Raw genomic sequence first — 26556 nt, forward strand, 5'->3', positions numbered from 1 at the left:
AAATTACCATCCCAGAAATAACATGCCCGCACCGCAAATTGACAGGACAGCGCCACTAATGGCGTGTACATATCGATCAAGTTTTTCGGTATTGAGCAAGTTATAACCATAAATTCCCAACAAGACCATTCCGACCATAGTTACCACTGTCGTGATGGTAAAAGTGCTAATCAGGGTAATCACCTCCGCCATTGAGCGGTGTGCACCTGAAAAGAATAAAAGTGGAATCAATGGTTCCGATGGTCCCACGACGAAAATTGCAAATAATACCAAAGGCGTTACCTTCGTTTTTTGATGATGGTGATGCCCTGATGCGCTTTTCCCATGGGTATGTTCATGCACATAAACTTCATCGCCCAGCACATCAAAATGCTTATGGGAATGCTTCTTAGACATTTTCCAGATCCCGTAAATCAAATATCCAAGTCCAAAAATAAATAGTGCCCAACTCGAAACATTGCCACGCACGTCCTGTAACCAGCTGATTTTATTGAGCTGCCATCCAAGATAAACGCCAATAATCCCCAGGATGACCGAACTGAAAACATGCCCAAGTCCACATATAATTGTCCATAATATAGTTTTCCCCAACGACCATTTTTTCGATTTGGACAATACAATAAAGGGCAGATAATGGTCGGGGCCCGATGCAGTATGAAAAAAACTGATCGTAATAGCTGTAATAGCTAATGCGTAAAGTGTTGTGTTCATATAAATAATTTAATAGCAAAGCAGATGATTAAGCCGCTTTCTTCAAGCAACGATTTGTTACATAGGTTATATAGCCGTGTTTCGACTCAACCGATGATATTCACCAAAAGAAAAAGGGATTTAACCGAAAATTTTAAAGGAATGGTATAGGATACACTTGTCTGGTAGTCTGTTAGACAAATATTTATTTTGGAGTTCATAAAAACTATGCCACGACTTCTTATCCGTAAATAGCAAGAAAATAGGCAGAATCAGTCCCAAAGCACAGAGCCGAACGGCATATGCTAAATGTTGATCATAACTCAATTCGAATGAGCATTCTTCGATCGACCCGACATAAAAATCGAAATGAGATTGTGATGAAGCTATTGACGGTTTTGACGCGTTTTTATAGGCAGCATGTGAAAAGACATCCTTGTTTATTTTACCTGTAAAAAATATACAGGAAAAAACAATGGGCAATAACATTAAAAGATGTCTTATATACCTATACATAGCATGTCACATCCCTATGGGATTGATAGATCAAATTTATTATAAGTTTGACCTTATAGAGTAGCACAAATCTTGAATTTTATAGCCTTTTTATAACCTAGAAAAAGAAAAGACAGCTAGATAAATAAGACAAAAACTTCGCTTAAACCGATAATAAACCAATAAAATATAAAAAAACAAGGCTTTTACGAATAAACCAACAGACTCAAACTAGCACAAATCACGATTTCATATTCTAACCTATTATTCATTTATTTTGTGGCTATCGGCCATAAATAAACAAGGATAGTCCAGATTATTTATAGCGAAAGCATGTATAGCAGTACATGAATCCAATAACCTCACAGGAAACCGACTAGCCATCCCGCTTATAATTTAAATTCATTAGGCTATCCCCTGTATCTTAAGCTCCAGTTTCATCGGAATAAACACAAGATCATCAGAAAATTAAGCCGCAGAAATGACCTAAATTTTCTGACGATCATACTTAAGCGGATGCAAGATTTAAAGTATAATTTTAAAGGTTCTGTCTGTGGCCAACAGTAAAATACTGAGTATGCACATAAGCAATGAGTTGTAGAAATGATGATATTCCTGATGTGCCATATGCGCTGTAAATGCTGCTACTGCAAACGGGAACAATACCAGTACTGCCCCATTCTTAAATTGCGGGTTATACAAACCTATTAAGAGCAATACCACTCCTATAAGTTCACCTATTCCAATAATGACCGTCCAAGTCTTATTAAAACCCAGAGACTGCATGCTTTGCATCATGGAGCTTTTCTGAAACACTTTGAACAATGATGCATAACCAAATACATAAAGGTAATACGCATAGCTCAACCAATGAGCGACTGATTTAATCATTTCCATTTTATACTTTTTGTTTTCCTACAAATTTCTTTATTAATTTGCATGAATAACAGTACATACAAGATTGTATGATACCAACAAAAAAGTTCGTATGAACACGCGAAAAGAGAATTCAACCAATCACATCAATGAGCTATACTGGAAAGATCGTTGTGGTATTGCATTTACCTTAGCCACCATAGGTGGCAGATGGAAAATCAACATTCTTTCCTATCTGCTAAATGAAGGTAAACTCCGCTATAGTGAGTTGCGAAAAAGGCTCGTAGGCATATCAGAGCGTATGCTGATTGCTAAATTAAAGGAGCTGGAACAGGACAACCTGATCACTCGAATAGTATATCAACAAGTCCCGCCAAAGGTAGAATATGAATTAACTGCGCTCGGCCGTTCACTCGAGGAAATATTAACACTAATGGATAAATGGGGAGAAGATAATCTCCCCGAATCAATGCTTTGATAGTGCATAGAGTGCAAATGTACCTAACCAATGTGACCCCATATAATCATCCTTGGTGGTAATATTGGGCAAAGAGTACTTTAAATGTTTATTTGCCAACTTATGCAAGTAACTTAACTCAGGCAGCGCTTTTGCGATACCGTTTAAACAGTTTGCGCGACTAAAATTAAGTCCATCCAGATGGACCAAATGTCCGTCTGTTCGATCTTTCACGATACCTGGTTCTAAATTGAAATCGGGATTAAACAGATCTGGCATAAAATCCTTTAACCATTTACGGTAATCCTCCTGTTGCAACACCAAACTCATACAGAGGGCTTCTTCAAGACAAGGAGAAAGAAAGTCGCTTCCACTTGGCTCAAAAGAAATGTTGCAGTTCTTATCCTGACTATATAAACGAGAAGCATTCGTCATTAATGATTTTTCAAACGTCACATTTCCTGTACTTCTTGCATAGTCCAGGGACAGAGAAAGGCCAAATGCCGAATTATCATGATACCCTGTTCTAATCGGATAGACTAATTTGGGCAGATATTCTTGATAAGATTTTACAACGTGTTTCACCAACGGTTCAAGATTCGATGCCCAGCGTTTTGCATCTGTATCTTCCCAAGTTAATAATTCCTTCTGCAGCTGCAACAACCAGGCCCAGCCATACGTACGCTCAAAGTTCTTATTGTTCTTATCTTGAAAGAAATCTAATTCAACAGCCACATTTTCCGCTGTAATATTTCGGTTCAATTGGCGGCGAATTTCACCCGAACTGTCCAAATTTGGAAATTCCTTCAAAATATGCACAATTGACCAATATCCGTGTACAGAAGAATGCCAGTCAAAACAACCGTAAAAAATTGGATGTAATGTGCGCGGTGCTTTTAGATCACTATCCCTCCCGAGTACCTGCCCTAACTTATTGGGATACTCCACTTCGATGCAATGCAATGGCAAACTGAGCAAATGCTTGGCTTGGACACTATCCAAGGTCAAGGGCTGATCATTTGAACTCGTATTTACTTTGATTTCCGAATTATTTTGACATGCAGCGAAAGCAACGGATAGGCAAAGGATTCCTATTATTTTTTTCATAAACCTCTATTCTATATATTACTATACAATACTTAATAAAGTAATTGTTCTACCAATTTAGGAACAGCTATTGTCGCTGCCTCCTCAAAACACTGTATATTACGTAAAGCCCTGTCACTAGGTATTTTTTTGTCAATTAAAAACGTTTGACAGTGACTAGGCGCAAACTCTTTAAGTCCTGCAGCAGGATAAACCTGTAGGGAGGTTCCAACAATAATCAAAATATCGGCATTCGAAACCAGGCTTATGGCCTCCTCAATGGCTGGCACAGCTTCTCCAAACCAGACTATATTTGGCCTCAGCTGACTACCTTTCTCGCAAAGATCGCCCATCTTGATCTCATCACCGACAACGGGATAAACCAAGCGATCATCGATAGACGACTTGGCCTGATCCAAGCGGCCATGCAAATGAACAATATGAGATGATCCCGCCTGTTCATGCAGCAGATCTACATTCTGCGTTACAATACTCACCCGGTACGCTGATTCTAATCTTGCCAGCGCATAATGAGCTGCATTTGCCTGTGCCACCAAAGCCGCTTTCCGTCTCAGATTATAAAACTCCTGGACTAAGGCTGGGTTTTTGTGCCAACCTTCAATTGAAGCAACTTCCATGACGTCATGCCCTTCCCATAATCCATTGACATCCCTAAATGTAGGTATACCGCTTTCAGCCGAAATACCGGCCCCCGTCAATACAACAATATTTTTCTTTTCCATCTTAAGTCTATTTGTTACACCATATTATAGTTAAGATTGACTTTTTATATGACTTTCATCATGTCTGTAGATCTGATCTGGATCATTCATTTATCAACAAGGATGCATAGTTATCCGGCAGCTCAAGTCGGATAGAATCTTTACTCAATACAGCCTTTCGGTTCATATCATCAAAAGAACGTTGGTAATACACAAAAGCGCTATTTGGAATATGTAGTTCACTAGCTTTCTGCACATTGAACTCATAACGATTATTTTTCAGTCTGACATGCTGATAAATTCTGTAAGTAACAACTTGAATCTGTACTTTATCAAATTTTGGAATGACCTTTAAATCTGCTGGTTCATGAAAGTATTTATCATTGAAATACATAAATTCATTGGACTCTGCTAGTGTTGCTATATTTAACTTTCCATCGACAACTTCATTCACTAACGAATCTGCCCGCAACCTCTCGGATTTACTTCCGTCACCGGAAGAACAGCAAATACAAAGAAAAACAATAATTGATATCAAAACAGCTTTGATTAGATTCATAGGTCTAAGTTATAATAAAAAATGCTTCCGTGCCACAATTCAAGAGAAAATGCATCGAATACCCCCAAAATTGATCAGAATGGTTTACATCACCCATAAAAAAGCCCAGGATATTTTGTTATCCTAGGCTTCTTTTTAACGCTAAGCGTTATCCGACCTCTTAAAGATTATTTTCGATAGCCCCCACTTTCTCGCGATATAGTTGTATTGGCGCATCCAACAACACAGCGATAACAGTCATATTTTTATCCAAGCGCTCCGCTGGTGCCTGAATGTAGATAATACCAGGGATGCTACTCCAATAGAGCTTATTGAAAACCTCATGGTTTATCATGGAACCATCACCGACTACCCGGATTCTAGCGACTCCATTTTTAACACCTTTTAATGCAATTGGGCCTGTAGGTTTTCCCTCAACAAACAAATACAAGGTCTGGCGATCTTTGGAGAGTGCACTTAATCCTTCATAATGTCCTTCAGGCAAGCCTTTTCCAGTCTCATAAAGTGCTTCGGCATGGTCCTTAATCCACTTCAATACCGTCGGATTAGTCGCGTTACTACTCGGCAATTTGGTATCTAAGCCATCTACGGTTAATCCGGAATTATCAAAAATATTTTTTCCTGCATGCAGTGTTGAAGCGATCTGACCTAAAGCACGATCTGTCAACTTATTATCCAGCACAGATTTCAACGTAACTTCAGTCTCCTGAGGCACAGCCCAACGGAGCGCTTCCGCAAAGTTCAGTGCAATCACGGTAACATCCTGATCAAAGTTTACTTTCGTCAAATCTACTTGAACGGTTCCATTTTCCGACTTAACACTTACTTTCGCGGATGCATCACCGACTACTGAAACACCTTTAATGGTCGTATTATTGACTAAACCTTTGAGTTGCAATTCGGGCTTCTGTTCATACACATACAGATAAAGTGTTTTTCCGTCCTTTGATAAAGCAGATTTCCCCCCGTAGTTCACAAAAGGAATACCAGCCCTTGTACCGTAGATCGCAGCCGCATGCTTGTGCGTCCATCGCCCAAGCTGTTTCAAAATATTTAATTGCTCCTCAGGGATCGTGCCATCTGCTTTTGGACCAATATCCAATAATAAGTTTCCACCCATGGAAATACAATCGACCAACGTCCGAATGATCATATTGGGTGATTTGTACTTTTTATCAAAAGGTTGGTAGCCCCAAGAATCATTCATGGTATAACAGAGTTCCCAAAATTTAGCATCGGGGCGCGTGACCGGAATCCCTTGCTCAGGTGTATCGTAATCTCCATGATGATTCAATCGCGAGTTTATAATAATATTCGGATTATATTTCCGCAAAAGATTTAAGGTCTCTTTCGCTTTCCACTCTTCGGCACTATGCTCCCAATCTCCATCAAACCAAAGTAATTCTGGCTTATACTGTTCGGATAGCTCGGTCAATTGCTTTTGGTAATATTTCACATAATTATCCCAGCGCGTAGGCTCGGCTTTCAATTCATAACGCTTTCTATTGCGCGTAAAAACATCATAATATGGGTGGCTCCAATCGGGCAACGAATAATAAAGGCCAGTGTGCAAGCCCTCTTCTTGTATTGCTTTCACAAACGGTGTGATTACATCCTGTTTTGCAGCCGCGTCTTGTAATGTAGTGATCGCTTTATCAGCCTTCGTATTCCACATTGAGATTCCGTCATGGTGTTTGGTCGTAATCACCGTGTATTTCGCACCAGCTTCTTTAATCAATTTGGCCCATTCCTTCGGTTTGTAATCCTTTGCTGTAAACCCATTAAGTTGTTTGATATAATTGTCGTGGTTAATATAATTATTGAAGAATGACCAAGATTCCGAGATTCCATCTACAGAATAAATCCCCCAGTGAATAAAAATACCCAATTTGGCATCTTCAAACCAATCCATTTTTTGCGTTGATACATTGTTCTGAGCTGAAACGTTTAAGCACGCAGACGCCAAAAGAACAAAAAGAGAAATCTTTCGAAACTTCATAAAGCTATTTTATCGATTACATAACGAGTTTAAGCCGGCAAAATACACATAAAATCAGCAAAATTCAATTGTGTAAGGGATATATTACGTATGCATCACATGAATAGCGCTAATTTCTTCCGAACAGGGCAAGTCTAATACCTTATCCGTAACAACTAAAGTAAATAGCGATATATAAATAATAAATACGAGGATAATCAAGGTTTTGGCTTATCCCTTGTTTAATTGATGTCTATTAGTATTGGATATAAACGCAAATTTATCTAAGTTTGGAGGGTATGATCGAATTATATACAGATGGGGCTTCAAGTGGAAATCCTGGCCCTGGAGGTTACGGAACCATCTTAAGAACTATTTATACAGGCGATAATGAAGCCTTTAAAGGTAAACTTATCGAAAAAGAGTTTTCGGGCGGTTACCGCAAAACAACGAACAACAGGATGGAATTGATGGCTGTGATCGTTGGCCTTGAGGCACTGAAAAATCTACAGCAGCAAGTTACCGTATATTCTGACTCCAAATATGTCATTGATGCCATTGATAAGAAATGGGTATATGGTTGGATACAAAAAGGTTTTGCGGGAAAAAAGAATAAAGATCTTTGGTTGCGTTTAATGAGCGCCTATAAGCTTCATACCGTACGCCTTGTGTGGGTAAAAGGTCACGCTGGGCATCCGTTAAATGAGCGTTGTGATCGCTTAGCTGTAGCGGCCTCCAAAGATAAGGCAAATTGGAAAATCGATAGTGTTTTTGAGATTGAAGAAGGGAAATAAAAACGGGGCATTGTACAATGCCCCGTTTTTTATGCCAATGCGATTATTCGCCGCTTTCTTTAGCTGCCAAGTATCTTTCAGCTTCCAAGGCTGCCATACAACCTGTACCTGCAGCAGTGATTGCTTGACGGAAAATATTATCCTGAACATCACCACAAGCAAAAACACCCGGTATATTTGTCGCAGTACTATCTGGTTTTGTGATTAAATAACCTGTTTCATCCATATCCAGTACACCTGTGAAAAGCTCGGTATTAGGCTTATGCCCAATAGCAACGAAGAAACCTGTTACTTCTAGATCTTTTTCAGACTGGTCTTTATTGTTAATAACACGTATTCCGGTCACCACTTGACCATCTCCTAAAACCTCTTTTGCCTCAGAATTGTAGTGAACTTCAATATTTGGCGTATTCATGACACGATGTACCATTGCTTTAGAAGCACGAAACTCGTCACGACGAACCAACATATATACTTTTGAGCATAGTTTTGCAAGGTATGTCGCTTCTTCTGCAGCTGTATCCCCAGCACCTACAATAGCAACCTCCTGGTTTTTAAAGAAAAACCCATCACATACAGCACATGCTGAAACGCCAAAACCGTTGTATTTTTGTTCAGATTCTAAGCCTAACCATTTTGCTGTAGCTCCTGTTGCAATAATCACAGTATCTGCGGTAACTTGTACCGTTCCGTCGATCTCAACACGGTGTACCTCACCAGTAAAATCTACTTTAGTCACATATCCAAAACGCACTGAAGTTCCGAAGCGTTCAGCTTGCTCACGCAAATCTTCCATCATCACCGGTCCGGTAATACCTTTTGGATAACCAGGGAAATTGTCCACTTCAGTTGTTTGAGTCAACTGTCCTCCTGGTACAATACCGGTATAAACGACCGGTTTCATATCCGCACGTGCAGCATAAATTGCTGCAGTATAACCTGCTGGCCCCGAACCAATAATCAAACACTGTACATGCTCCACTTCTTGTTTGAATTCCATAATCCTTTTTCTAAGCTATTAATTAAAGTTATTTTTTAAATTTATCTTGCAATCCTTTCAACATATCTAAAGAAATGTTCTGCGGCGCTTCTTCTTTTTGCTGATTGAATTCCTTTTTCGCAAGTTTTTTATCTTCTACAGAATGGGTGGCTGCAGCTGCTTTTGCTTTTTGCTCACTCTTTTCCTTTTTATACCGATTCCAGATATTCTCTAAGACCTTCTTGGTATACAATGGAAAATCACCATTCTGCATCCAAGCGTAGTAACTAGGCTCCTGCTCAAATACTTCGATAATAGGTTTTCCTTTATGTTTACCAAAATTGATCGTTTCCAATCCTTCCGCATTATATACGAGACGCCCGGCAAAATCTACCGGTTTGCTTAGGTTGGTAAACGCATGAAGAGCCTCGACGTCGTTCACTACTGGATAAGATACGACACCATGTTTATCTTCAAATGCTGCCCCTTCATATTTCGTCAACTGTGCTTTTAATACTTCATATGTTGCGCGAACATCAGCTTCAGCCGTATGTGCATTTTCAAGATTTTCATTGCAGTAAAACTTGTATGCCGCTTTTAACGTTCGTTGTTCCATTTGATGGAAAATGTTCTGAACATCTACAAATGCTCTTCCTTCCAATGAAAAATCAACACCCGCCCGCAAAAACTCTTCCATAAGCATAGGGACATCGAATTTATTGGAATTATATCCCGCCAGATCTCCATTCTCAATAAAAGCCGCAAGCTCCACTGCAATTGCTTTAAAATTAGGAGCATCCTTCACATCTTCATCATAAATACCATGAAAAAAAGAGGATTCCGCGGGAATAGGCACTTCTGGATTGATCTTCTTTGTATAGACTGTTTCTTCACCATTGGGCATCACTTTCAAAAATGATACTTCGACAATACGATCGGTCGCCACATTAACACCTGTAGTTTCCAAATCGAAAAATACCAATGGTCTTTTTAATTTTAATTCCATGCTGGATAATACACTTTTTTATCAAAAACCAAAAATACAAAGTAGTATTCGATTTTTGTAGTCTAAGAAATTTAATTTACAACCGCCTGATGAACTGATTCTGCTTGACTGATTTTCCCAACAACAACTTTCACCATTGCATCAAAGTCCAGGTATTTATTGGCAAGATCACGCACCTTCTCTGGCGACATGTTTCTGATCTGTTCCATATAATAGGAATAATACGTTAATGTCATCCCATTTAACAAAACACTTTTAAACTTGTCCGCATGCGAAAAGATACTTTCCAATGAACCCAACATAGAACCTTCCATATAGGTTTTAACGAGATTCACGTCTTCCTCGGAGGCCAATGTTGTTTTCAACAAATTGATCTCCTTTTCTATTTCTGTCAAGGTTGCATGTGTTACATCTACCCCGACTTCGGTTACAATAGTCATAAAACCAGTATGCTTCAAGGTTGCGACTGCCGAACCAATACTATAGGTATACCCTTTTTCTTCACGAATATTGCGCATCAGACGGGAACCAAAAAAACCACCTAATAAAGTATTGACAAACTGTAGTGCAGGATAATCAGGATGTGTCCTTCCAATTGTCTGGCAACCTAAACGAATGGCTGACTGCAATGCATTTTCTTTTTCTTCGTAAACCAGATCATTAGATCCTTGTGCCAAAACAGGCCCATCCAAAGAAGAGTGAATAGCTGCTCCCTTCCAATCTACGCCAAAAATTTGTTCCAGCTCTTGCAATAGCTCACCCGAAACATTACCTGAAACAATTAAGGTACAGTTACTAGGAACAATTTCCTGTTGGTACAATTCGATCAACTGCGCACGTGTAATCGCATCATAATCTTCCAGTTTTGGTGTACGCCCGTAACGATTATTCTTACCGAAGATCAAGTTATAGAATTTACGTCGCGCCAGATAATCATTTTTTTGAATAGAAACTTGAAACTTTTGCTTGTTATTACGCAAATAGGTATCTAACTCCTGTTGCGGAATAGATGCCTCTGTCAGAATATCTTTTACAAGCGGCAAGAGGACCTGACTGTGCCTGTTCAATGTATAAAGCGACAAAGAAGTTACGTCAAAAGAATATTCAGGGACAAGAAATGCACCATAGAAATCTACTTTATCTGCGATCTCTGCACTGGACATGGTATTTGTCCCCTCTTTAAGTAAGGCGCTTAAAGCACTATTTAACAACGGGTTTTCAACCTGTCCATCAAGATAGGTATTCTCAAAGATCCATTCTATCCGCACCAGCTCTTGCTCGGGCGACTGGAAAACATAGACAGGCAATCCGTTTGCAAACTGCTTCTTGATTGGCTCTTTCAAACTTATATTTCCAATTTCACGGAACTCAGGTGCTTTTGTTCTATCCAACATGTACAGCCTCCTCTTCTTTTGATTTATACATTAATATAGAAGCATTCTCCGGTCTAAAAATAGCCTGAGCTTGCTGTTGAACTTCCTCCGCACTCACCGACAAATATTTTGAGACCTCCGTGTTAATACCATCTGCATCACCCAGCAACTCATGGAAAGCCAAGTTCATGGCTTTATCCAAAATAGATAGTTCCGCAAAAACATTTGTCGATTCGATCTTATTCTTTACCTTATCTAATTCGGCTACTGGTACTAACTCGGATTTTATAACCTCCAATTCGGCCCAGACTGCACGTTCAGCTTCTTCTAGCGAGATGCCTTCCGATGGTTTTCCTTCAATGACAAAGAGGTTATTGTCAATACTTCCCATGACATAGGCGTTTATTTCACTAAATAACTGCCCCTCTTTTACCAATCGACGATACAAACGTGAGGAGGATCCTCTTGATAAAATATCCGACAAAAGGTCCATTGCGAAATACCCTTCTTCCAATCTTGCGGGGCCATGAAATGCCATGTAAAGTGCATCTAGAGGCACTTCTGCCCAAGTAGTCTCACGCCTTATCTCCTCTTGCGCCGGCTCTTTAGGCAATTGACGATTGTATTTTTCGCCAGCTTCAATATCGCCAAACCACTTTTGGGTCAAAGCCTTTACTTCTTCAAAATGTACATCTCCCGAAACAACCATAATTGCACTCTGTGGATTATAATGTAATTTGAAGAAAGCTTTTACATCTTCCATTTTAGCTTCTTCAATATGGCTTAACTCTTTTCCGATGGTCGCCCAACGATAAGGATGTACCTGATAAGCTAATGGACGCAATTTTAGCCATGCATCGCCATAAGGTTGATTCAAATAACGCTGTTTGAACTCTTCGCTCACGACATTTCGTTGCACCTCAAGGCTCTGTGCTGAAAACGCCAGACTTAACATCCGATCCGACTCAAGCCACAATGCTGTTTCGAGATTTGAAGAAGGTAAGGTGATGTAGTAATTTGTGATGTCGTTGCTAGTGAATGCATTATTTTCACCACCTACTTTTTGCAATTCGGTATCGAAGTTCGGAATATTGATACTTCCACCAAACATCAGGTGTTCAAATAAGTGTGCAAATCCGGTCTGTTCCGGAGACTCATCTCTTGCGCCCACATCATACAAGATATTGACACAAGCCATGGCCGTATTATGATCCTCGTGTACCAATACACGCAGGCCGTTTTCTAACGTAAATTTTTGATAAGAAACCATCTGATTTTTCTTCGATGTTTTTAAATCCAGTTTATACCTTTTCGTAGTAAAGCTAAGGTTTTGGCTTCTTCTGAGCCTTCTTCAGGACGATAATCATACACCCAATTGGCCTGGCCAGGTAGACTCATCAGTATCGACTCAATTCGACCATTCGTTTCAAGTCCAAATTTAGTCCCCGAGTCCCATACCAAGTTAAATTCGACGTAGCGTCCGCGGCGGATTAATTGCCAATTTTTTTGTTGATCAGTAAAGTCTTTATGTCGATTTTTCTCGACCAAAGCGGTGTAGGTTGGTGCAAACGTACGGCCAAGATCACACGAAAAAGCAAAAATATCTTCCATGCTCATCCCTGTTTTTTCAGTATTCAACTTATCGTAAAATACACCTCCTATTCCCCGTGTTTCCTCGCGGTGTCTGATATAAAAATAATCATCCGCCCAATTTTTAAACTTTTCATAGAATGTAGCATCATGCCGATCACATACATCTTTCAGCTGCTGATGAAAATAGCTGGCATCTTCTTCATTGACATAATGGGGCGTTAAATCGATTCCACCACCAAACCAACGAATCTGATCGTTTAGCTCAAAATAGCGGATATTCATGTGTATAATAGGGACTAATGGATTATTTGGATGAATGACGATGGATACTCCTGTCGCAAAAAAATCATCTTCTTCTACAGCAAATGATTTTTTAATCGCTTCGGGTAATTTGCCATAGACAGACGAAAAGTTAACACCTCCTTTTTCCAAAATTTGACCATTCTGAATGATCCTGGTACGACCTCCGCCGCCACCTTCACGTTCCCACAATTCTTCTTCAAAGCGCGCCGATCCATCTAATTTCTCCAACGCCTGACATATTTCGTCCTGAATTTCTTTATAAGCTAAAGCAATCGCTTCTTTTGTTATCATCTACTCTATTGCTACTTTATTATGTTAATTTTTCGCTCAATGCTTGAATAATTTTAGATGCAGGAAGGTGTTCATACAAAATTTGGTGCACGGCATCGCATATAGGTAATTCCACGGCATATTTCTTTGCATATTCCTGAATACATGCCGAAGCGTAATACCCTTCTGCCACCATATTCATTTCCAATTGGGCAGATTGTACGCTGTACCCCTTTCCAATCATATTTCCAAAGGTTCTATTTCGGCTGAATTGGGAATAGGCTGTTACCAAAAGATCCCCTAAGTAAGCCGAAGTATTCACATCCCTGGAAGTATCACCGTCCACTTTACCTACAAAACGACGCATTTCGCGAATTGCATTGGATACCAACACTGCTTGAAAATTATCACCGTAACCTAAGCCATGGCAAATACCACCAGCTAACGCATATATATTTTTCAATACTGCACCAAATTCTATCCCTAGGACATCTTCCGACAGAATCGTCTTAATGACCCTTGACGATAGAAATGAAGCGACCAATGCTGCACTATCCAGGTTTTTACAGCCGAAAGTTAAATAAGACAATTTGCCTAAGGCAACTTCCTCCGCATGACATGGGCCACCAACCACACAGATCTGTTCAATATCTACCTCATATCGTTGCTCCAAAAACTCACCGATGATCAAATTATCTTTGGGAATAATCCCCTTAATGGCCGAAACAACAATTTTATTTCTAAAATCTTCCTTCGTAACATTCGCCAGTGCATCCTTCAAATAAGCCGCAGGCGTATTTAAAATGACAATGTCCGAATTAGTAATTATATTTTTTGCATCGGTATCAATCGTCGTAATACTAAGATCAACCGAAACACTACTCAGGTAAGTCGGGTTGTGTTTGAATTTTTGAATATATTCTGCATCTTCTTCCTTTCTTACCCACCAAAAAATATGCTTGTCTTGGTCATTTTCACATAGCATCTTGATCATAGCGGTAGCCCAACTTCCGCTACCAATTATACCAATCTTTTTCCCCTGCATGTCTTTAATTTGTTTTCGATAGCAAATATACTTATTTACTCATTAGATATACGATTCACGCGGTGAGATATGATACTTTCGTTACTTTCTAAGCAAATAAACGTTGCCAAAACCCTATTTCCAGACCAACATAATAGTCTTTATCTTCGAATTTTACGGGGTAAATAGCAATAAAATCATGCTGTTCTGGATTGCCTCTTCCTGAAATTAGATCAAATTCATGGCGATGAAAAGGACAGATTACTTTTCCACGTTCACACCAGCCATTTTTCAGTGGTGCTCCAGCATGTGGGCATTTTCGGGAGAAAGCATAGAGTTTGTCTTCAAACCACGTTATACAAATAATTTTCCCACCGAATTTATGTTCGCTGATGCCCTGATTTTTCAGAAAATCGGCATGTTCAATTTTGTACCAATGAACCATTCGACAAGATAGCTAAAAATTACAGTGAATTTTCTATCTTTGTGCAATTTCAAAAATTTGCACTATATATGGCTTTACAATGCGGTATCGTAGGTTTACCAAACGTTGGTAAATCAACATTATTTAACTGTTTGTCGAACGCGAAAGCGCAAGCGGCTAACTTTCCATTTTGTACAATTGAACCAAATGTTGGGGTAATTACCGTACCGGATGCCCGTCTCAATAAATTAGCTGAATTAGTCAACCCGCAACGCGTTGTTCCAAATACAATCGAGATCGTCGACATCGCAGGTCTTGTAAAAGGAGCTTCGAAAGGTGAAGGCTTAGGCAACCAATTCTTAGGAAATATTCGTACAACCAATGCTATTATTCACGTTTTAAGATGTTTTGACGACGGAAACGTTATCCACGTTGATGGTTCGGTAGATCCGATCAGAGATAAAGAAATCATTGACACCGAATTACAGCTTAAGGATTTGGACACTGTTGTAAAACGTATCCAAAAGGTTGAAAAAATGGCTAAAACAGGCGGTGACAAAGAGGCAAAAAGAACATTTGACATCCTATCGATCGTTAAAGACCATCTTGAGGCTGGCAAATCTGCACGGACTGCAGCAATTGATGCCGAAGATTTTGAGTTTATTCAGGATTTAGCATTATTGACCGCCAAACCTGTACTTTATGTATGTAATGTAGATGAGGGCTCTGTCAACACCGGAAACGCTTATGTCGAACGTGTTAAGGAAGCTGTAAAGGACGAAAAAGCCGAAGTATTGATTATTTCTGCACAGATCGAGTCCGAAATTGCACAACTGGAAAGCTACGAAGAACGTAAAATGTTTTTAGATGACCTTGGCTTAGCGGAATCTGGCGTTCACAAGCTGATCCGCGCTGCGTATTCGCTTTTAAATCTGGCGACTTACTTTACCGCTGGCGTACAGGAAGTTCGTGCCTGGACGATTGAGAATGGATTTACAGCCCCTCAGGCTGCAGGTGTCATCCACACAGATTTCGAAAAAGGATTTATCCGCGCTGAAGTAATCAAGTATGACGATTTCGTCACGCTTGGCTCTGAAAATGCAGTAAAAGAAGCTGGAAAATTATCAGTGGAAGGAAAAACATATATTGTCCAAGATGGCGATATCATGCACTTCCGTTTTAACGTATAGGCATCACAGCTAGCCAAACAGGTGAACATAAAAAGAGGCGAACACTTCAAAAGTGTTCGCCATTTTTATGTTTTAATCATCTCCCTTTCTATTGTCAAAACTATGCCCCACCTAGCGGACGAGCTATTATCAAATTCGCCTTGTAAGCACAGTGAGTCCACCATGAGTCCACGTTGAGTCCACCTTTTTATTGTACAGTCACTGTGCTCCCACCTTAGTCGAACCCCGCTCACAGGGCGAAGTAAGTACCGCATTGTTGTCAAGTAGACCCCTAGAAGCCTCCACTAAAAACACTTTTACATTAAGCTAGGGATACAAGGCTTACTATTTAACAAAATAGCGATGCTCAATCACCTCTACTTTTTTGATATCCTTATCTTCTAATACTTTCTTAACATCACAATGGCCGGTTACGCCACGATAGATCAAAGCTCCACCAAGGGTTAGTCCAGACAATCCAGTAAGTGGGGATTTAAACAGTTTTTTAACACCCAAGCCCAATATGAATCCGCCGGCAATCACCGACAGAACACGCTCAGAGGTGCCAATATTTTCTTCGATACAATCGTCTTCGATCTTTGTTTTTATCTTATCAAATGCAAAGTTTAGTAGGTTACTCATAATTATCTTTATTTTATTTATCGTACATGTTATAAACAAATGGTGTCCTAAAAAAGTTTAGGAATAGAATAATAGTTTTTTATGTTGTTTCTCCGACGACATCTCTTATATTCGTATTTAACAAATTAGAAATACATGCAAATCAAAAAATATTCTGGTGAATTAGTACCCTTTAATGGTGAATCGCTACGCCATTCGCTTTCTCGCTCCGGTGCCAATGCCGACCAGGTTAATCAGGTCTACGATAAGGTACTCAACGAAATATATGATGGCATTTCAACAAGAGAGCTCTATCAGCTGGCCTTTGATACTTTAAAAACAGTACGAAATTCCTTCGCCGCACGCTATAGCCTTAAGAAAGCCCTGCGTGAACTCGGCCCTGAAGGCTTCTACTTCGAAAAATACATTGCTCACCTATTGCGATCCATCGGTTATGAAAGCACCACGGGACAGACCGTACAAGGGCATGCTGTTTCGCATGAATTGGACGTTGTAGCCTATAAGGACGGCAAACTGATTACCGCGGAGTGCAAATTTCGAAACGATATCGACGCTAAAATATCCGTAACTACGCCGATGTATTATCTTTCAAGATTCAAAGATATCAGCAATATCAATTATCAGTTTTTTGGGAAGCAGCTGCAGTTTCAAGAAGGCTGGCTGATTACCAATGCTTACTTCACTTCCGACTCGATTGATTTTGCCAAATATTATAATATCAACCTGCTCTCTTGGGATTACCCTAAAGAAAATAGCATTAAAAAAAGAGTAGATAAAGCAGTTTTCTATCCAGTCACTTGTCTAACAACTCTTTCAGACCTTGAGGAACAACAACTGCTCAAAAATCAGCTTATTTTAGTGAAAGATATCGTCAGTAATCCCGAAAAATTGGATCTTCTAAACTTAACAAAAGAACGGAAAGAAAAGGTTTTAAATGAGGCTCGCGAACTCATAAACTATCAAGTGGAAGAAGAGTATTAATAACATACTAAAAAAAGCATTATGTATATCTGTCCAAACAGGTATACATAATGCTTTTTTAGTAACCGATAGTACTCTTACAGCTTGGTTGGATGATAGATCTTGCCATATTTTGCAAGCGCGCTTAAATCTATTTTTTTCCAAAATATGCCATAAATAGCCGCTCCGGAACCTGACATCGAAGCATATATCGCTCCTTTTTGATATAAAGTTTCTTTGATTTCTTTCAACAATGGGTAATTCTCGAAAATACCATCCTCAAAATCATTTCGAATATGAAACTTCCATTCTTGGATGGGCAAACGAATCGCTTCTTCCAAATTAACTTCGGGTACCTTAGGTTGTACACCAGCATAAGCTTCAGCCGTAGAAATATGAATATTGGGCATAATGACTGCAATATGGTAGCCATCCAAATTTAGAGTTAAGTCTTTAAAATCAGTCCCAATGCCTGTTGCAAAAACAGGATTATTTGCGATAAAAAAAGGACAATCGGCTCCTAGCTTTGCAGCATACCCCGCTAGTTGCTCTTCTGTAAGATTCAATTGAAAGAGCGTATTGAGCCCTTTCAAAACAAAAGACGCGTCGGCAGAACCGCCCCCTAAGCCTGCTCCGATCGGAATTTGTTTGATCAAATCAATTGAAACGGGCGGAATGCCATAATCTTTTTCCAACAATTCAAAAGCTCTTATACAAAGGTTATCACGGAGATTTCCTGGGATATGTTCTCCCTGAATATTTAGTGTTGTCTCTGCAGCAGTCGTATCCAATAATTCGATAATATCGTAAATTGGAAGTGGATAAAAAACACTGTTCAGCTCATGATAACCATCCGTACGCTTGGCAATTACTTGCAGTCCAATGTTTAGTTTAGCGTTTGCAAAAAGTATCATGTGAAATGCTCTAAATCGTATATTTTTAAATTAATAACTTACCAATGAAAAGATATTATCACTGAACCTGGATAATCTTCCTTTCGCCTTTAGGAAGTCTAAAGAGATGATAAAACTATAAGCGACGATCTCGCCACCAAGTCTTTCAATAAGTTTACTGGCAGCAACGACGGTACCCCCTGTTGCTAAAAGGTCGTCGTGTACCAATATGCGGCTTCCTTTTTCAAAAGCATCTTCATGGATTTCAATCGTTGCTTGGCCGTATTCCAGTGCATAAGATTCGGACACGGTCTTAAAAGGTAATTTACCTTGTTTTCGAATTGGAATAAAAGGCAAGCCCAGCCTATTGGCAAGTAAAAATCCAAATAGAAAACCCCGGCTCTCAATTCCAGCAATAGCATCTATCTCTATTCCTTGCAATTGATCAATAATCGCATCAACCATTTCGCTACACAATGCCGCATCTTTCAACAAAGGGGTAATATCTTTAAAGACAATACCAGGTTTAGGAAAATCCACAATATCCCGGATTTCCAGTTTCAATTTATCTTGAATCATTCTCAAATATTAAATAAGGCGCAATCTTCGCAATCGCAAGATCTGAAAGTGTTCCTATTTTTGTCAAATCTTCTATATTGACATAACTTCCATGTTGATCCCGATAATTGACGATTAGTTTCGCATCTTTAGGGCTAAGATACGGATGTTTAGCCAATGAATTTGCATCAACTTTATTAATATTGATTTTTTTGATTCCATCTAAATTAGCCACAACAATATAGTCTTTAATCAGATCATACGTTTCAGCGGTAACTCCATAAACCTCCTTTAACTGTTCTATACGATAGAAACCACCAAGAACATCTTTATATTTCAAAATGCGTTTGGATAGAATCGAACCTATCCCTTTAAGACTGATTAGTGCCGTGGTATCACAGGTATTAATATCGATAAGTTCAGCTTTATTTCTTTCAAATTTATCATAAAGCAAAGGCGCTCTGTCTTGTTGTTTTGTTCGTTCCGAATCGGGAATTGTTTTTATTTGGATGTAAGGTTCTAATCTCTTGTAAAGTCGCTCATTAATAGAGTAAATTTTCTTCAGATCGGTTTTTACCTTAAATCGTCCCCCTTTTTTTTCATAATTTTTCAGTACCGCGATCTGTTTATCAGAAAGTCCCAACTTATGCCAATCAGCGTGCGGTAAATTATTTGGATCAAAATAAAATAGCTTTTCATCATCTAAATCTGTAGTCGGCGAGATGGACACGACACTTTCGTTTTTATTCACATAGGGGCTATTAAACTCCTGTTTGTTGGGTGTACTGGAAATCTCTATAGAATCGTGAAAGGACTGTTCAAAAAGTTTGGCCTGATTTGGAATAGGATCTCTCGTATTACGTTTAATCAGCGTATAAATCGTCGCAAACAAAACGATAATCACCAAAATAATGAAAAATCCATTTTGTTCTGTTTTACTAAATTTAAAATAAGCCAATAGCCTTTTCATAAGCCGCTAACAATTGGGTTGTTTAAATTTAATAAATTATAAGGAAAATAAAAAGGGAATTATTAAAAAACAATTCCCTTTTTATTAATTATTATCTACAAAGAGATTTATAACTTTGACTTATCAACTTTTTCAACTTGACTACCGTCTTTTAAGGTTTTGGAAATCGCATCAAATGGTCTAGAAACGACCTCGTCCCCTTTTTTCAGTCCTGAGGTAACAATGATATTTTTATCATCCTGAATGCCTGTCTTCACCAAAACCTGCTTAACTATTTTATCTTTTAGGACAAATACATATTCATCAACTTTTTTATTTGTATTTGTAGAGTCTTTATCATCAGAGCGCACGGTTACCGATTGAATCGGTACAACCAGTCCTTTATCGTGTTTTGTAAATATCTGAACTGTTGCTGAAAGTCCCGGTTTAAATGGCGATGCCACATTCTCTTTCATCAAGTCTTGATACGATTCCGCGCTGATGCGAACTTTTACATTAAAATTTGTCACCTGATCTGTCGATGATGTCGCCGTAGTTGTCGTTGCGATGTTTTTAGACGAGCTAGCGATTTCGGTCACAACACCTTTAAACTTTCTGTCCTTAAAAGCATCGACTTCAATCTCAGCTTGATTCCCTACTCTTACATTGTTAATATCATTTTCATTTACATCGACATTAACCTCCATCGAACTCATATTGGCGATACGCATAATTTCTGTACCCGCCATCTGCGCTGTTCCAACCACACGCTCACCCTTTTCAATAGACAAGAGAGAAATGATGCCATCTGATGGCGCATAAATTGTCGTCCGATTTAAATTGTCCTGTGCTTCTTTTACTGAGGCTTGTGATTGGTCAATACCATATTTTGTAGAACGTACAGTCTCTCTTTGTGCTTGGATAGAAGCCTGTGCTGCATGATATTCTGCCGAACTTTTATCCATTTCTGAGGCAGAAATAACACGTTTTTCAAAAAGTTCCTGATTCCGTTTATAGGTAGCAGCCACATTTTTGAAGTTTTCTTCCTGTTGTTTTAATTGCTGTTGTGCAGCGGCTAAATTGGCCCGCTGTGAATTCATTGCTGCAACAGAGCGATCATAACCAGACTGCAAAATATCGGGTTTGATCCGACAGAGTACTTGTCCTTTTTTTACAAAATCACCTTCTTTAATGTTAAGCTCAACTACCTCTCCAGATACCTCTGAACTCAGTTTAACCTCCACTTCAGGCTGAATCTTCCCACTTGCAGAAACTAATTCATCAACATCAGTCTCTTTTACTACATCCACCGCGACTTTAGTAATCTCTCCCTTTCCAAACCAGCCTGCTTTAAAGCCTATAAAACCAAGGACTATCAAGAGCACTACTATTATTAATATAATTTTTCCAATGCTACGTTTTTTCTTTGCCATTTCTTTTGTTAAATCAAATAGGTTAATTGTTATCGAATTGAATTGGATTTCCGAGGTAATAATCGATGATCTTTGATCTGAATATTACATTATATTTTGCTTGAATAAGGTCAAATTCGGCCTTATTTCTTTCCGTTTGAGCAGTAAACAGCTCCAATGAATTCGCCATACCAATATCGTAACGCTCTTTTGTCGCCTTAAATGCTGTTTCAGCACTTTCAAATGCTACGGTAGCCGAGCTATAGCGTTGTTTGGCCGCATTCACGTCCAATACAGCCTGATTAACGGCCTTGTTTAAGTTATTTTTTGCCAATTGCTCGGAGGCTTCAGCCTGTTTCAAACCGATCTTTGCCTTTGCTACATTTACTTTATTCTGATTTCTTGAAAAAATTGGAATAGCAAGAGATAAACCTGTAAAAAAAGACTTATTATCCGATATCTGCTGGCCAAAAGGCACTCTAAAAAGGGTCGCAGGGTCCAATGGATCTGTTTGCCTTGTCGTTGCAGACGAGTAATTCGTTCCATAACTCACATTCAAATTGAGTGTGGGATAATAGCCCCCCTTTGCAATATCGATTTGTTTCAATGCGACCTCTTTATCCAATGCAGATTTGTGAATATCAGGCTGCAATGTGAGCGCTTTCTGGTAAACATCCACCGCATTTTTATCCACTGCATGAACCAATATAGATTCCAAGCTTGGACGTTCCAGGGAAATAGGCGTTTCAGGAGGCATTTCCATCAACTGTTTCAAGGTCAACAAAGACATTTCGTATGAATTTTTCAAATTAACTTTGTTCAATTCATTTGTAGCAACCTGATTTTTTGATTTGGCAAGATCGGCAATTGTTTTATTACCAACCGCAAACTGAATAGAGTCCAATGAAAATTGCTGTTTCGACAAAGCGATCTGGTCTTCACTCGCAACCATCATCTCATGATTGGTAATAGCTTCCAAATAATTAACCAACACATTGAGCACAAGGTCATTCTTGATCTTATCCACCTGAGTCGCCGTAGACTCCAGTTGCAATTTATTCGCTTTGATCTGATTGATCTGTTGAAAGCCCTGAAATAAATTGACACTCGATCCCACCGAGCCACTGGTTCCTTTTGTCCAGGTGTTATTGACGATTCGTCCGGAAGTTAAATCGAAGCCAAAGCCATAACGAAAATTTTGATCCACGCTAGCACTCAGGTTTGGCAATAAATTACTTTTTGCCTGAAACAAGTCCTGCTCGGCAAGATCTTTGTTCAATGCAGCTTGCTTTATTTGTACGTTCCGTTCCAATGTTATACGAATGGCTTCTGCCACACCCACAACCTGTTGGGCTTGAACCAAATCATTAGTTCCTAGAAATAACCCAGTAAATACTACTGCAGAATAATAAAATCTTTTCATGTCCATATGTAGAACCATACATTTTTTTTTAGATTTGAACTTCATTTATCGGTTATGTATTTTGTCAAATCTCCATTTTTCCTTAGATGGCTATATCCCAAATCAATATGGAATATGCCACGTCATGAAAAAAAAGTCTATCTTACTTTTGACGATGGTCCAATTCCTGAAATTACACCTTTTATACTCGATATCCTAAAAAAATATCAGGCAAAGGCAACATTTTTTTGTGTTGGTGAAAATATTAAAAAAAATCCACATTTGTTTCAACGAATTTTAGATGAAGGGCATCAGGTAGGCAACCATACTTACAACCACCTCAAAGGCTGGGAAACACATGATGAGCAGTATTTGGCAAATGTTGCGAAATGCCAGGAACTGACCCAAACCGATCTTTTTCGTCCGCCTTATGCCCGAGCAACAAAATCCCAACTCCGTCAAATTTATAAAAAATACCGAGTGATCATGTGGGATATTATGTCGGGTGATTTTGATCCGAATTTAAGTCCCGAGAAATGCCTGGAAAACGTTCTGCCCAACATTAAAAATGGCTCTGTTATTATTTTTCATGATAATATCAAAGCCATTCCTCGTGTCGAATATGTTCTACCTAAAACAATAGAGTTTTTATTAAAAAATCACTATCAGCTTTCGAGAATAGATTAAGGTTTACTTCTAGCAAACGTTACCTCAGATTCGTAATATTTGCCTACACTAGCACTGAAATACCCCAGTGCATTGTTGCTTAAATTTGAAATCGGATTAGATGGTGAAGCCGAACCGGGATTAATCATTTGAAAACTATTCCAGTAATTGTACGCCCCTACATCGATACATTGACGTAGGATACGCACGCGATCACCTACTTTCAAATCTCTATCGCGGTCGACAATATCATGCTGCACCTCTAAGCCATTGTTATACTTATCGTTAAAGACATCAATAAAACGTAGTTTACCCCCATTGACTGACATTTTATACTTATAATAGTTGCCTTTTTCCGGTGGATCGATAAATACGAGAGTCGGGTAGTAAATCGTGTCAGTAAAAATAATTCGCTCTGAAAGCCCTATAGAATCCACATCCACATAGCTGGGAACCGTTGATACCCCTTGGATCTCCCTTCCATCAGCGGTCTTTACCTGTAACTGGTAAGTGACCTTCTCCTGTAACCGTAATGTCTTATTGGTATACACCCCATCAGCCCCTGCTTGAAACGTATAAGTGCGATTATTTTGCATATTCTTAACGCTCACCTCCGCATCTGTTATCGGAGAAAATAGAGAGTCTTTAATGCTCACAACCTTCTGTATACTAATCTCATGTTGTTGATCCGAAACCATCAAATCTGCGGTAATAACCAATTGACCTGTATTTTCGGGCAGTTCCAAATCTATTTTGTCCTCGCAGCCCCCTAAAGTAAATAATGCAACAGCTATAACTCCTAATATCTTCTTCATTCTTTGCTAAAATTTAAAATTCCAAGTAATCGATGGTATCGTCCCAAATAATGCTATCCGATAAATCTCGGTGACGTTGGATTGTCCTTCTTTTTCTCTAAAGTCGATCAAATAAGCATTTTTTCGATTATAGGCATTATAGAGACCAAACGACAAGCTCGAGTAGCTATTCTTTGTCCGTTTAATATCATAAGTTGCTGCCAAATCCAGGCGGTGATAAGCAGGCATCCGCTGCCCATTTCTTTTATCGTAATAGAAGATCGTACGATCGTCAACAAAATATTTCCCCGCAGGCATCGTTACAGCGTCTCCTGTATAGTAAACGAAATTGGCACTTAAATTCCACTTCGGATTTAATTGATACTGCGCCACGATGGCTATATTATGCGTTTTATCCTGCCGTGCACTAAACCATGCGCCATCATTGATTTGTTCAAATTGGCGCTCACTTTTGGATAAGGTATAACTCAGCCAGCCGCTAAATCGTCCCAGTCTCTTTTTCAGAAACCATTCAATGCCGTACGCTCTACCTTTTCCAAACAGCAATTCTCCTTCCAGCAATTCATTGGCCTGTAGATCGGCGCCATTCCTATAGTCAATCTGGTTCTTTAAATCTCGATAATAACCTTCGACGGAAAATTCATATCTGTTGGATGCAAAATTTCGAAAGTAACCCAGCGAATACTGATTGGATAGCTGGGGCTTAATCGTATTATTGCTCAGCACATATTGATCTGTAGGAAGACTACTAGTTGTATTGCTCAATTGATGCAGGTACTGAACATTGGTATTAAAAGAGGCCTTTATCGTCGTTAAATCATTGATAGCGTAGTTTAAGGAAACGCGAGGTTCCAGATAGAAGTACTTTTTACCCAACTTGCCATTTCCCACATAGGTAGAATCTATGGCCTCACCTGCAGGATCGAAAGTATAAAATGTCCCTGGCCCTAATGTTGCGTAAGCAGATGCCCTCAATCCATAGTTTAATTTTAAACGATCATTAATAGACCAGTCATCGGTCAGATAAGCAGCAACATCAGCACCCTTGCGATGTTGGATTTGCAATGAATTCACCTTCGAATCTTCCCCCGCTTCGATACTTGCCGGTCGGATTTCCTGCAAGGCTGCCTGCAATCCAAATTTTAGATTGTGACGGTCCGAAAGATTGTATTGAAAATCTTGTTTAAAATTATAATTAAAGATGTCTGAACGGATTTTAAAGTTGTTATCATCCTCAATCTTAACCTGATAATTGAATTTGCTAAAAATAAGCGTAGTATTGCTAAACAACCTATTGCTCCACACATGGTTCCAGCGCATCGTTCCAGTCGCATTTCCCCAATTGAAATCAAACAAATCATGATAAGCCATCGCATCCTTGCCGAAATATCCAGACAAGTAAAGTGTATTCTTATCATTGATACGATAATTTAATTTTGCATTGAGGTCATAAAAAAAGAGCGCGCTCTTCTTAATATTCTCATCACTTGAAAGCTTTAAGAAAAGATCGGCATAGGTACGTCTACCGGAGATCATAAATGAGCTCTTGCCTTTTTGAATCGGCCCTTCCAATTTAAGACGCGAAGCAATAAGCCCTAAGCCGCCTTCTACATTGAAATGCTGGTTGTTTCCGTCCAAGGTGGTAATTTCCATCACCGATGATATTTTGCCACCATATTGGGCTGGAACACCTCCTTTGTAGAAATTCACGTCTTTGATCGCATCGGAATTAAAGGTCGAGAAAAAACCGAACAAATGGGAACTGTTATAGACAGGAGCCTCATCCAGCAAAATCAGATTTTGGTCGCCACCGCCGCCACGCACATAAAAATTGCTGCTTCCTTCCCCCCCGCTGGTTACTCCCGGAAATAGCTGAATGGTCTTGAGAATATCCTTTTCTCCAAATAGTACGGGGACTTTTTCGATCTCCTTAGGGCTAAATTGTGTCAACCCAGGGGTTAGATCCTTTATTGATTTGCGCCTATTTCCGGTTACGGTAACCTCAGCGAGCTGATTTTCCTCAGGTACCAACTGAATAATATAAGTGGAGTCCTTGTCAAGGTGGACAGAGAATGCTTTCGTTCGATAGCCTACAGATGATACTTCCATCCCTTTGCCGGCATCACGGACAGACAAACTAAAAAAACCATATTTATTTGAAGCAGTAGATTTTTTCTCTGTATCGTTTCGTATGACGGCGCCAATGATATTCTCACCGCTGATACTGTCCCTAACAAACCCAGAAATAGATTTAGACTGTTGACTATGCGCTTGCTGCGCGCAGAACAAAATGGAAGAAAAACAAAATACAACCTTTATAGGTTTAAACATAATCAAGTGAAGTCAAAAATTTTGCTGAAAATAATAAAAAAGCCTTACAATTTGTAAGGCTTAATAATAAGTTTATAATTTGTTAGTTAAGGTCTCTGTTTAACAAAAATAGCATTTTATTCATTTATGC

General features: G+C 39.2%; 26 protein-coding genes. 5 read left to right on the forward strand and 21 right to left on the reverse strand.

Going from position 1 to position 26556, the window contains the following annotated elements:
* Positions 1-3 precede the first annotated feature (3 nt).
* Entirely contained in the window at positions 4-711 is a 708-nt protein-coding gene (locus GVK91_RS03155; protein ID WP_159726869.1) for a hypothetical protein, read from the reverse strand.
* 999 nt (positions 712-1710) lie between these two features.
* Positions 1711-2082 (reverse strand): DoxX family protein, encoded by a 372-nt coding sequence (locus tag GVK91_RS03160; RefSeq protein ID WP_159726871.1) that lies wholly within the window; start codon positions 2080-2082, stop codon positions 1711-1713.
* A gap of 91 nt (positions 2083-2173) precedes the next feature.
* Between GVK91_RS03160 and GVK91_RS03165 the strand changes: the two genes are divergently transcribed.
* Positions 2174-2539 (forward strand): helix-turn-helix domain-containing protein, encoded by a 366-nt coding sequence (locus GVK91_RS03165; RefSeq protein WP_120336182.1) that lies wholly within the window; start codon positions 2174-2176, stop codon positions 2537-2539.
* Here GVK91_RS03165 and GVK91_RS03170 read toward each other — a convergent pair.
* From GVK91_RS03170 to GVK91_RS03185, 4 genes are all read right to left on the reverse strand, one after another.
* Complete coding sequence (locus GVK91_RS03170) at positions 2528-3625, reverse strand: DUF2891 domain-containing protein (RefSeq protein ID WP_153845907.1); 1098 nt, start codon at positions 3623-3625, stop codon at positions 2528-2530. The two genes, GVK91_RS03165 and GVK91_RS03170, sit on opposite strands and share 12 nt — an antisense overlap.
* A 32-nt stretch (positions 3626-3657) precedes the next feature.
* Complete coding sequence (locus tag GVK91_RS03175) at positions 3658-4347, reverse strand: Sir2 family NAD-dependent protein deacetylase (protein ID WP_159726873.1); 690 nt, start codon at positions 4345-4347, stop codon at positions 3658-3660.
* 82 nt (positions 4348-4429) lie between these two features.
* Positions 4430-4885, reverse strand: coding sequence for a hypothetical protein (locus tag GVK91_RS03180; protein WP_153845905.1), 456 nt, complete (start codon positions 4883-4885; stop codon positions 4430-4432).
* 160 nt (positions 4886-5045) lie between these two features.
* Positions 5046-6884 (reverse strand): alpha-L-fucosidase, encoded by a 1839-nt coding sequence (locus GVK91_RS03185; RefSeq protein ID WP_159726875.1) that lies wholly within the window; start codon positions 6882-6884, stop codon positions 5046-5048.
* Between the two features lie 278 nt (positions 6885-7162).
* Between GVK91_RS03185 and rnhA the strand changes: the two genes are divergently transcribed.
* The gene (gene rnhA, locus GVK91_RS03190; protein WP_153845903.1) at positions 7163-7657 is read left to right on the forward strand and encodes a ribonuclease HI; all 495 of its coding nucleotides are present in this window, start codon (positions 7163-7165) and stop codon (positions 7655-7657) included.
* 43 nt (positions 7658-7700) lie between these two features.
* On the opposite strand, the gene trxB is transcribed toward rnhA, so the two are convergent.
* The 7 genes from trxB to GVK91_RS03225 all read right to left on the reverse strand — a co-directional run bounded on the left by trxB (position 7701) and on the right by GVK91_RS03225 (position 14650).
* Positions 7701-8657: a thioredoxin-disulfide reductase gene (gene trxB, locus GVK91_RS03195; protein WP_153845902.1), complete on the reverse strand. Its 957-nt coding sequence runs from the start codon at positions 8655-8657 to the stop codon at positions 7701-7703.
* 28 nt (positions 8658-8685) lie between these two features.
* Positions 8686-9642, reverse strand: coding sequence for a 3'-5' exonuclease (locus GVK91_RS03200; protein ID WP_153845901.1), 957 nt, complete (start codon positions 9640-9642; stop codon positions 8686-8688).
* A 71-nt stretch (positions 9643-9713) separates the two neighbouring features.
* Positions 9714-11036, reverse strand: a complete 1323-nt coding sequence (locus GVK91_RS03205; RefSeq protein WP_159726877.1) for a pitrilysin family protein — start codon at positions 11034-11036, stop codon at positions 9714-9716.
* Positions 11026-12285 (reverse strand): pitrilysin family protein, encoded by a 1260-nt coding sequence (locus GVK91_RS03210; protein ID WP_153845899.1) that lies wholly within the window; start codon positions 12283-12285, stop codon positions 11026-11028. The genes GVK91_RS03205 and GVK91_RS03210 overlap by 11 nt, the downstream gene beginning before the upstream one ends.
* A gap of 20 nt (positions 12286-12305) precedes the next feature.
* Positions 12306-13202, reverse strand: coding sequence for an oxygen-dependent coproporphyrinogen oxidase (gene hemF, locus GVK91_RS03215; protein WP_153845898.1), 897 nt, complete (start codon positions 13200-13202; stop codon positions 12306-12308).
* A 19-nt stretch (positions 13203-13221) separates the two neighbouring features.
* Positions 13222-14226, reverse strand: a complete 1005-nt coding sequence (locus tag GVK91_RS03220; protein WP_153845897.1) for an NAD(P)H-dependent glycerol-3-phosphate dehydrogenase — start codon at positions 14224-14226, stop codon at positions 13222-13224.
* A gap of 88 nt (positions 14227-14314) precedes the next feature.
* Entirely contained in the window at positions 14315-14650 is a 336-nt protein-coding gene (locus GVK91_RS03225; RefSeq protein WP_153845896.1) for a Rieske (2Fe-2S) protein, read from the reverse strand.
* A 68-nt stretch (positions 14651-14718) separates the two neighbouring features.
* Between GVK91_RS03225 and ychF the strand changes: the two genes are divergently transcribed.
* Positions 14719-15819, forward strand: coding sequence for a redox-regulated ATPase YchF (gene ychF / locus GVK91_RS03230; protein WP_153845895.1), 1101 nt, complete (start codon positions 14719-14721; stop codon positions 15817-15819).
* Between the two features lie 324 nt (positions 15820-16143).
* Here ychF and GVK91_RS03235 read toward each other — a convergent pair whose 3' ends face one another.
* Positions 16144-16440, reverse strand: coding sequence for a DUF2892 domain-containing protein (locus tag GVK91_RS03235; protein WP_046676248.1), 297 nt, complete (start codon positions 16438-16440; stop codon positions 16144-16146).
* 135 nt (positions 16441-16575) lie between these two features.
* Between GVK91_RS03235 and GVK91_RS03240 the strand changes: the two genes are divergently transcribed.
* On the forward strand, positions 16576-17421 hold the full coding sequence (locus tag GVK91_RS03240; protein ID WP_153845894.1) for an ATP cone domain-containing protein: 846 nt from the start codon (positions 16576-16578) through the stop codon (positions 17419-17421).
* 77 nt (positions 17422-17498) lie between these two features.
* Here the strand turns inward: GVK91_RS03240 and ispE are convergent, their stop codons facing one another.
* From ispE to GVK91_RS03265, 5 genes are all read right to left on the reverse strand, one after another.
* On the reverse strand, positions 17499-18314 hold the full coding sequence (gene ispE / locus GVK91_RS03245) for a 4-(cytidine 5'-diphospho)-2-C-methyl-D-erythritol kinase (protein WP_159726879.1): 816 nt from the start codon (positions 18312-18314) through the stop codon (positions 17499-17501).
* Positions 18315-18344: 30 nt separating this feature from the next.
* Positions 18345-18872, reverse strand: coding sequence for an adenine phosphoribosyltransferase (locus GVK91_RS03250; RefSeq protein WP_046676245.1), 528 nt, complete (start codon positions 18870-18872; stop codon positions 18345-18347).
* Complete coding sequence (locus GVK91_RS03255) at positions 18859-19821, reverse strand: helix-hairpin-helix domain-containing protein (RefSeq protein WP_159726881.1); 963 nt, start codon at positions 19819-19821, stop codon at positions 18859-18861. Before GVK91_RS03255 ends, GVK91_RS03250 begins: the two co-directional genes overlap by 14 nt.
* 107 nt (positions 19822-19928) lie before the next feature.
* Positions 19929-21233, reverse strand: coding sequence for an efflux RND transporter periplasmic adaptor subunit (locus GVK91_RS03260; protein ID WP_159726883.1), 1305 nt, complete (start codon positions 21231-21233; stop codon positions 19929-19931).
* Between the two features lie 22 nt (positions 21234-21255).
* Positions 21256-22635 carry a TolC family protein gene (locus GVK91_RS03265; protein ID WP_159726885.1) on the reverse strand — a complete coding sequence of 460 codons (1380 nt, stop codon included), beginning with the start codon at positions 22633-22635 and terminating at the stop codon, positions 21256-21258.
* Positions 22636-22689: 54 nt separating this feature from the next.
* On the opposite strand from GVK91_RS03265, the gene GVK91_RS03270 reads away from it, so the two are divergent.
* Positions 22690-23301 carry a polysaccharide deacetylase family protein gene (locus GVK91_RS03270; protein ID WP_159726887.1) on the forward strand — a complete coding sequence of 204 codons (612 nt, stop codon included), beginning with the start codon at positions 22690-22692 and terminating at the stop codon, positions 23299-23301.
* Here the strand turns inward: GVK91_RS03270 and GVK91_RS03275 are convergent.
* Positions 23298-24095, reverse strand: a complete 798-nt coding sequence (locus tag GVK91_RS03275; RefSeq protein ID WP_153845888.1) for a DUF4249 family protein — start codon at positions 24093-24095, stop codon at positions 23298-23300. The two genes, GVK91_RS03270 and GVK91_RS03275, sit on opposite strands and share 4 nt — an antisense overlap.
* A 6-nt stretch (positions 24096-24101) precedes the next feature.
* The gene (locus tag GVK91_RS03280; RefSeq protein WP_153845887.1) at positions 24102-26426 is read right to left on the reverse strand and encodes a TonB-dependent receptor; all 2325 of its coding nucleotides are present in this window, start codon (positions 26424-26426) and stop codon (positions 24102-24104) included.
* Between the last annotated feature and the right edge of the window lie 130 nt (positions 26427-26556).

Source organism: Sphingobacterium sp. 18053 (genome assembly GCF_902706145.1).
Lineage (GTDB): Bacteria > Bacteroidota > Bacteroidia > Sphingobacteriales > Sphingobacteriaceae > Sphingobacterium > Sphingobacterium paramultivorum.

Excerpts from the sequence above, each read along its gene's own strand:
- GVK91_RS03180 (WP_153845905.1), bottom strand. The coding sequence starts at position 4,885 with ATGAATCTAATCAAAGCTGTTTTGATATCAATTATTGTTTTTCTTTGT.
- GVK91_RS03240 (WP_153845894.1), top strand. The coding sequence starts at position 16,576 with ATGCAAATCAAAAAATATTCTGGTGAATTAGTACCCTTTAATGGTGAA.
- GVK91_RS03200 (WP_153845901.1), bottom strand. The coding sequence starts at position 9,642 with ATGGAATTAAAATTAAAAAGACCATTGGTATTTTTCGATTTGGAAACT.
- GVK91_RS03165 (WP_120336182.1), top strand. The coding sequence starts at position 2,174 with ATGAACACGCGAAAAGAGAATTCAACCAATCACATCAATGAGCTATAC.
- GVK91_RS03260 (WP_159726883.1), bottom strand. The coding sequence starts at position 21,233 with ATGGCAAAGAAAAAACGTAGCATTGGAAAAATTATATTAATAATAGTA.
- GVK91_RS03270 (WP_159726887.1), top strand. The coding sequence starts at position 22,690 with ATGTATTTTGTCAAATCTCCATTTTTCCTTAGATGGCTATATCCCAAA.
- GVK91_RS03275 (WP_153845888.1), bottom strand. The coding sequence starts at position 24,095 with ATGAAGAAGATATTAGGAGTTATAGCTGTTGCATTATTTACTTTAGGG.
- GVK91_RS03255 (WP_159726881.1), bottom strand. The coding sequence starts at position 19,821 with ATGAAAAGGCTATTGGCTTATTTTAAATTTAGTAAAACAGAACAAAAT.
- GVK91_RS03210 (WP_153845899.1), bottom strand. The coding sequence starts at position 12,285 with ATGGTTTCTTATCAAAAATTTACGTTAGAAAACGGCCTGCGTGTATTG.
- GVK91_RS03235 (WP_046676248.1), bottom strand. The coding sequence starts at position 16,440 with ATGAGTAACCTACTAAACTTTGCATTTGATAAGATAAAAACAAAGATC.
- GVK91_RS03265 (WP_159726885.1), bottom strand. The coding sequence starts at position 22,635 with ATGAAAAGATTTTATTATTCTGCAGTAGTATTTACTGGGTTATTTCTA.
- rnhA (WP_153845903.1), top strand. The coding sequence starts at position 7,163 with ATGATCGAATTATATACAGATGGGGCTTCAAGTGGAAATCCTGGCCCT.
- ispE (WP_159726879.1), bottom strand. The coding sequence starts at position 18,314 with ATGATACTTTTTGCAAACGCTAAACTAAACATTGGACTGCAAGTAATT.
- GVK91_RS03250 (WP_046676245.1), bottom strand. The coding sequence starts at position 18,872 with ATGATTCAAGATAAATTGAAACTGGAAATCCGGGATATTGTGGATTTT.
- GVK91_RS03155 (WP_159726869.1), bottom strand. The coding sequence starts at position 711 with ATGAACACAACACTTTACGCATTAGCTATTACAGCTATTACGATCAGT.
- hemF (WP_153845898.1), bottom strand. The coding sequence starts at position 13,202 with ATGATAACAAAAGAAGCGATTGCTTTAGCTTATAAAGAAATTCAGGAC.
- GVK91_RS03185 (WP_159726875.1), bottom strand. The coding sequence starts at position 6,884 with ATGAAGTTTCGAAAGATTTCTCTTTTTGTTCTTTTGGCGTCTGCGTGC.
- trxB (WP_153845902.1), bottom strand. The coding sequence starts at position 8,657 with ATGGAATTCAAACAAGAAGTGGAGCATGTACAGTGTTTGATTATTGGT.
- GVK91_RS03170 (WP_153845907.1), bottom strand. The coding sequence starts at position 3,625 with ATGAAAAAAATAATAGGAATCCTTTGCCTATCCGTTGCTTTCGCTGCA.
- GVK91_RS03225 (WP_153845896.1), bottom strand. The coding sequence starts at position 14,650 with ATGGTTCATTGGTACAAAATTGAACATGCCGATTTTCTGAAAAATCAG.
- GVK91_RS03280 (WP_153845887.1), bottom strand. The coding sequence starts at position 26,426 with ATGTTTAAACCTATAAAGGTTGTATTTTGTTTTTCTTCCATTTTGTTC.
- GVK91_RS03205 (WP_159726877.1), bottom strand. The coding sequence starts at position 11,036 with ATGTTGGATAGAACAAAAGCACCTGAGTTCCGTGAAATTGGAAATATA.
- ychF (WP_153845895.1), top strand. The coding sequence starts at position 14,719 with ATGGCTTTACAATGCGGTATCGTAGGTTTACCAAACGTTGGTAAATCA.
- GVK91_RS03160 (WP_159726871.1), bottom strand. The coding sequence starts at position 2,082 with ATGGAAATGATTAAATCAGTCGCTCATTGGTTGAGCTATGCGTATTAC.
- GVK91_RS03220 (WP_153845897.1), bottom strand. The coding sequence starts at position 14,226 with ATGCAGGGGAAAAAGATTGGTATAATTGGTAGCGGAAGTTGGGCTACC.
- GVK91_RS03175 (WP_159726873.1), bottom strand. The coding sequence starts at position 4,347 with ATGGAAAAGAAAAATATTGTTGTATTGACGGGGGCCGGTATTTCGGCT.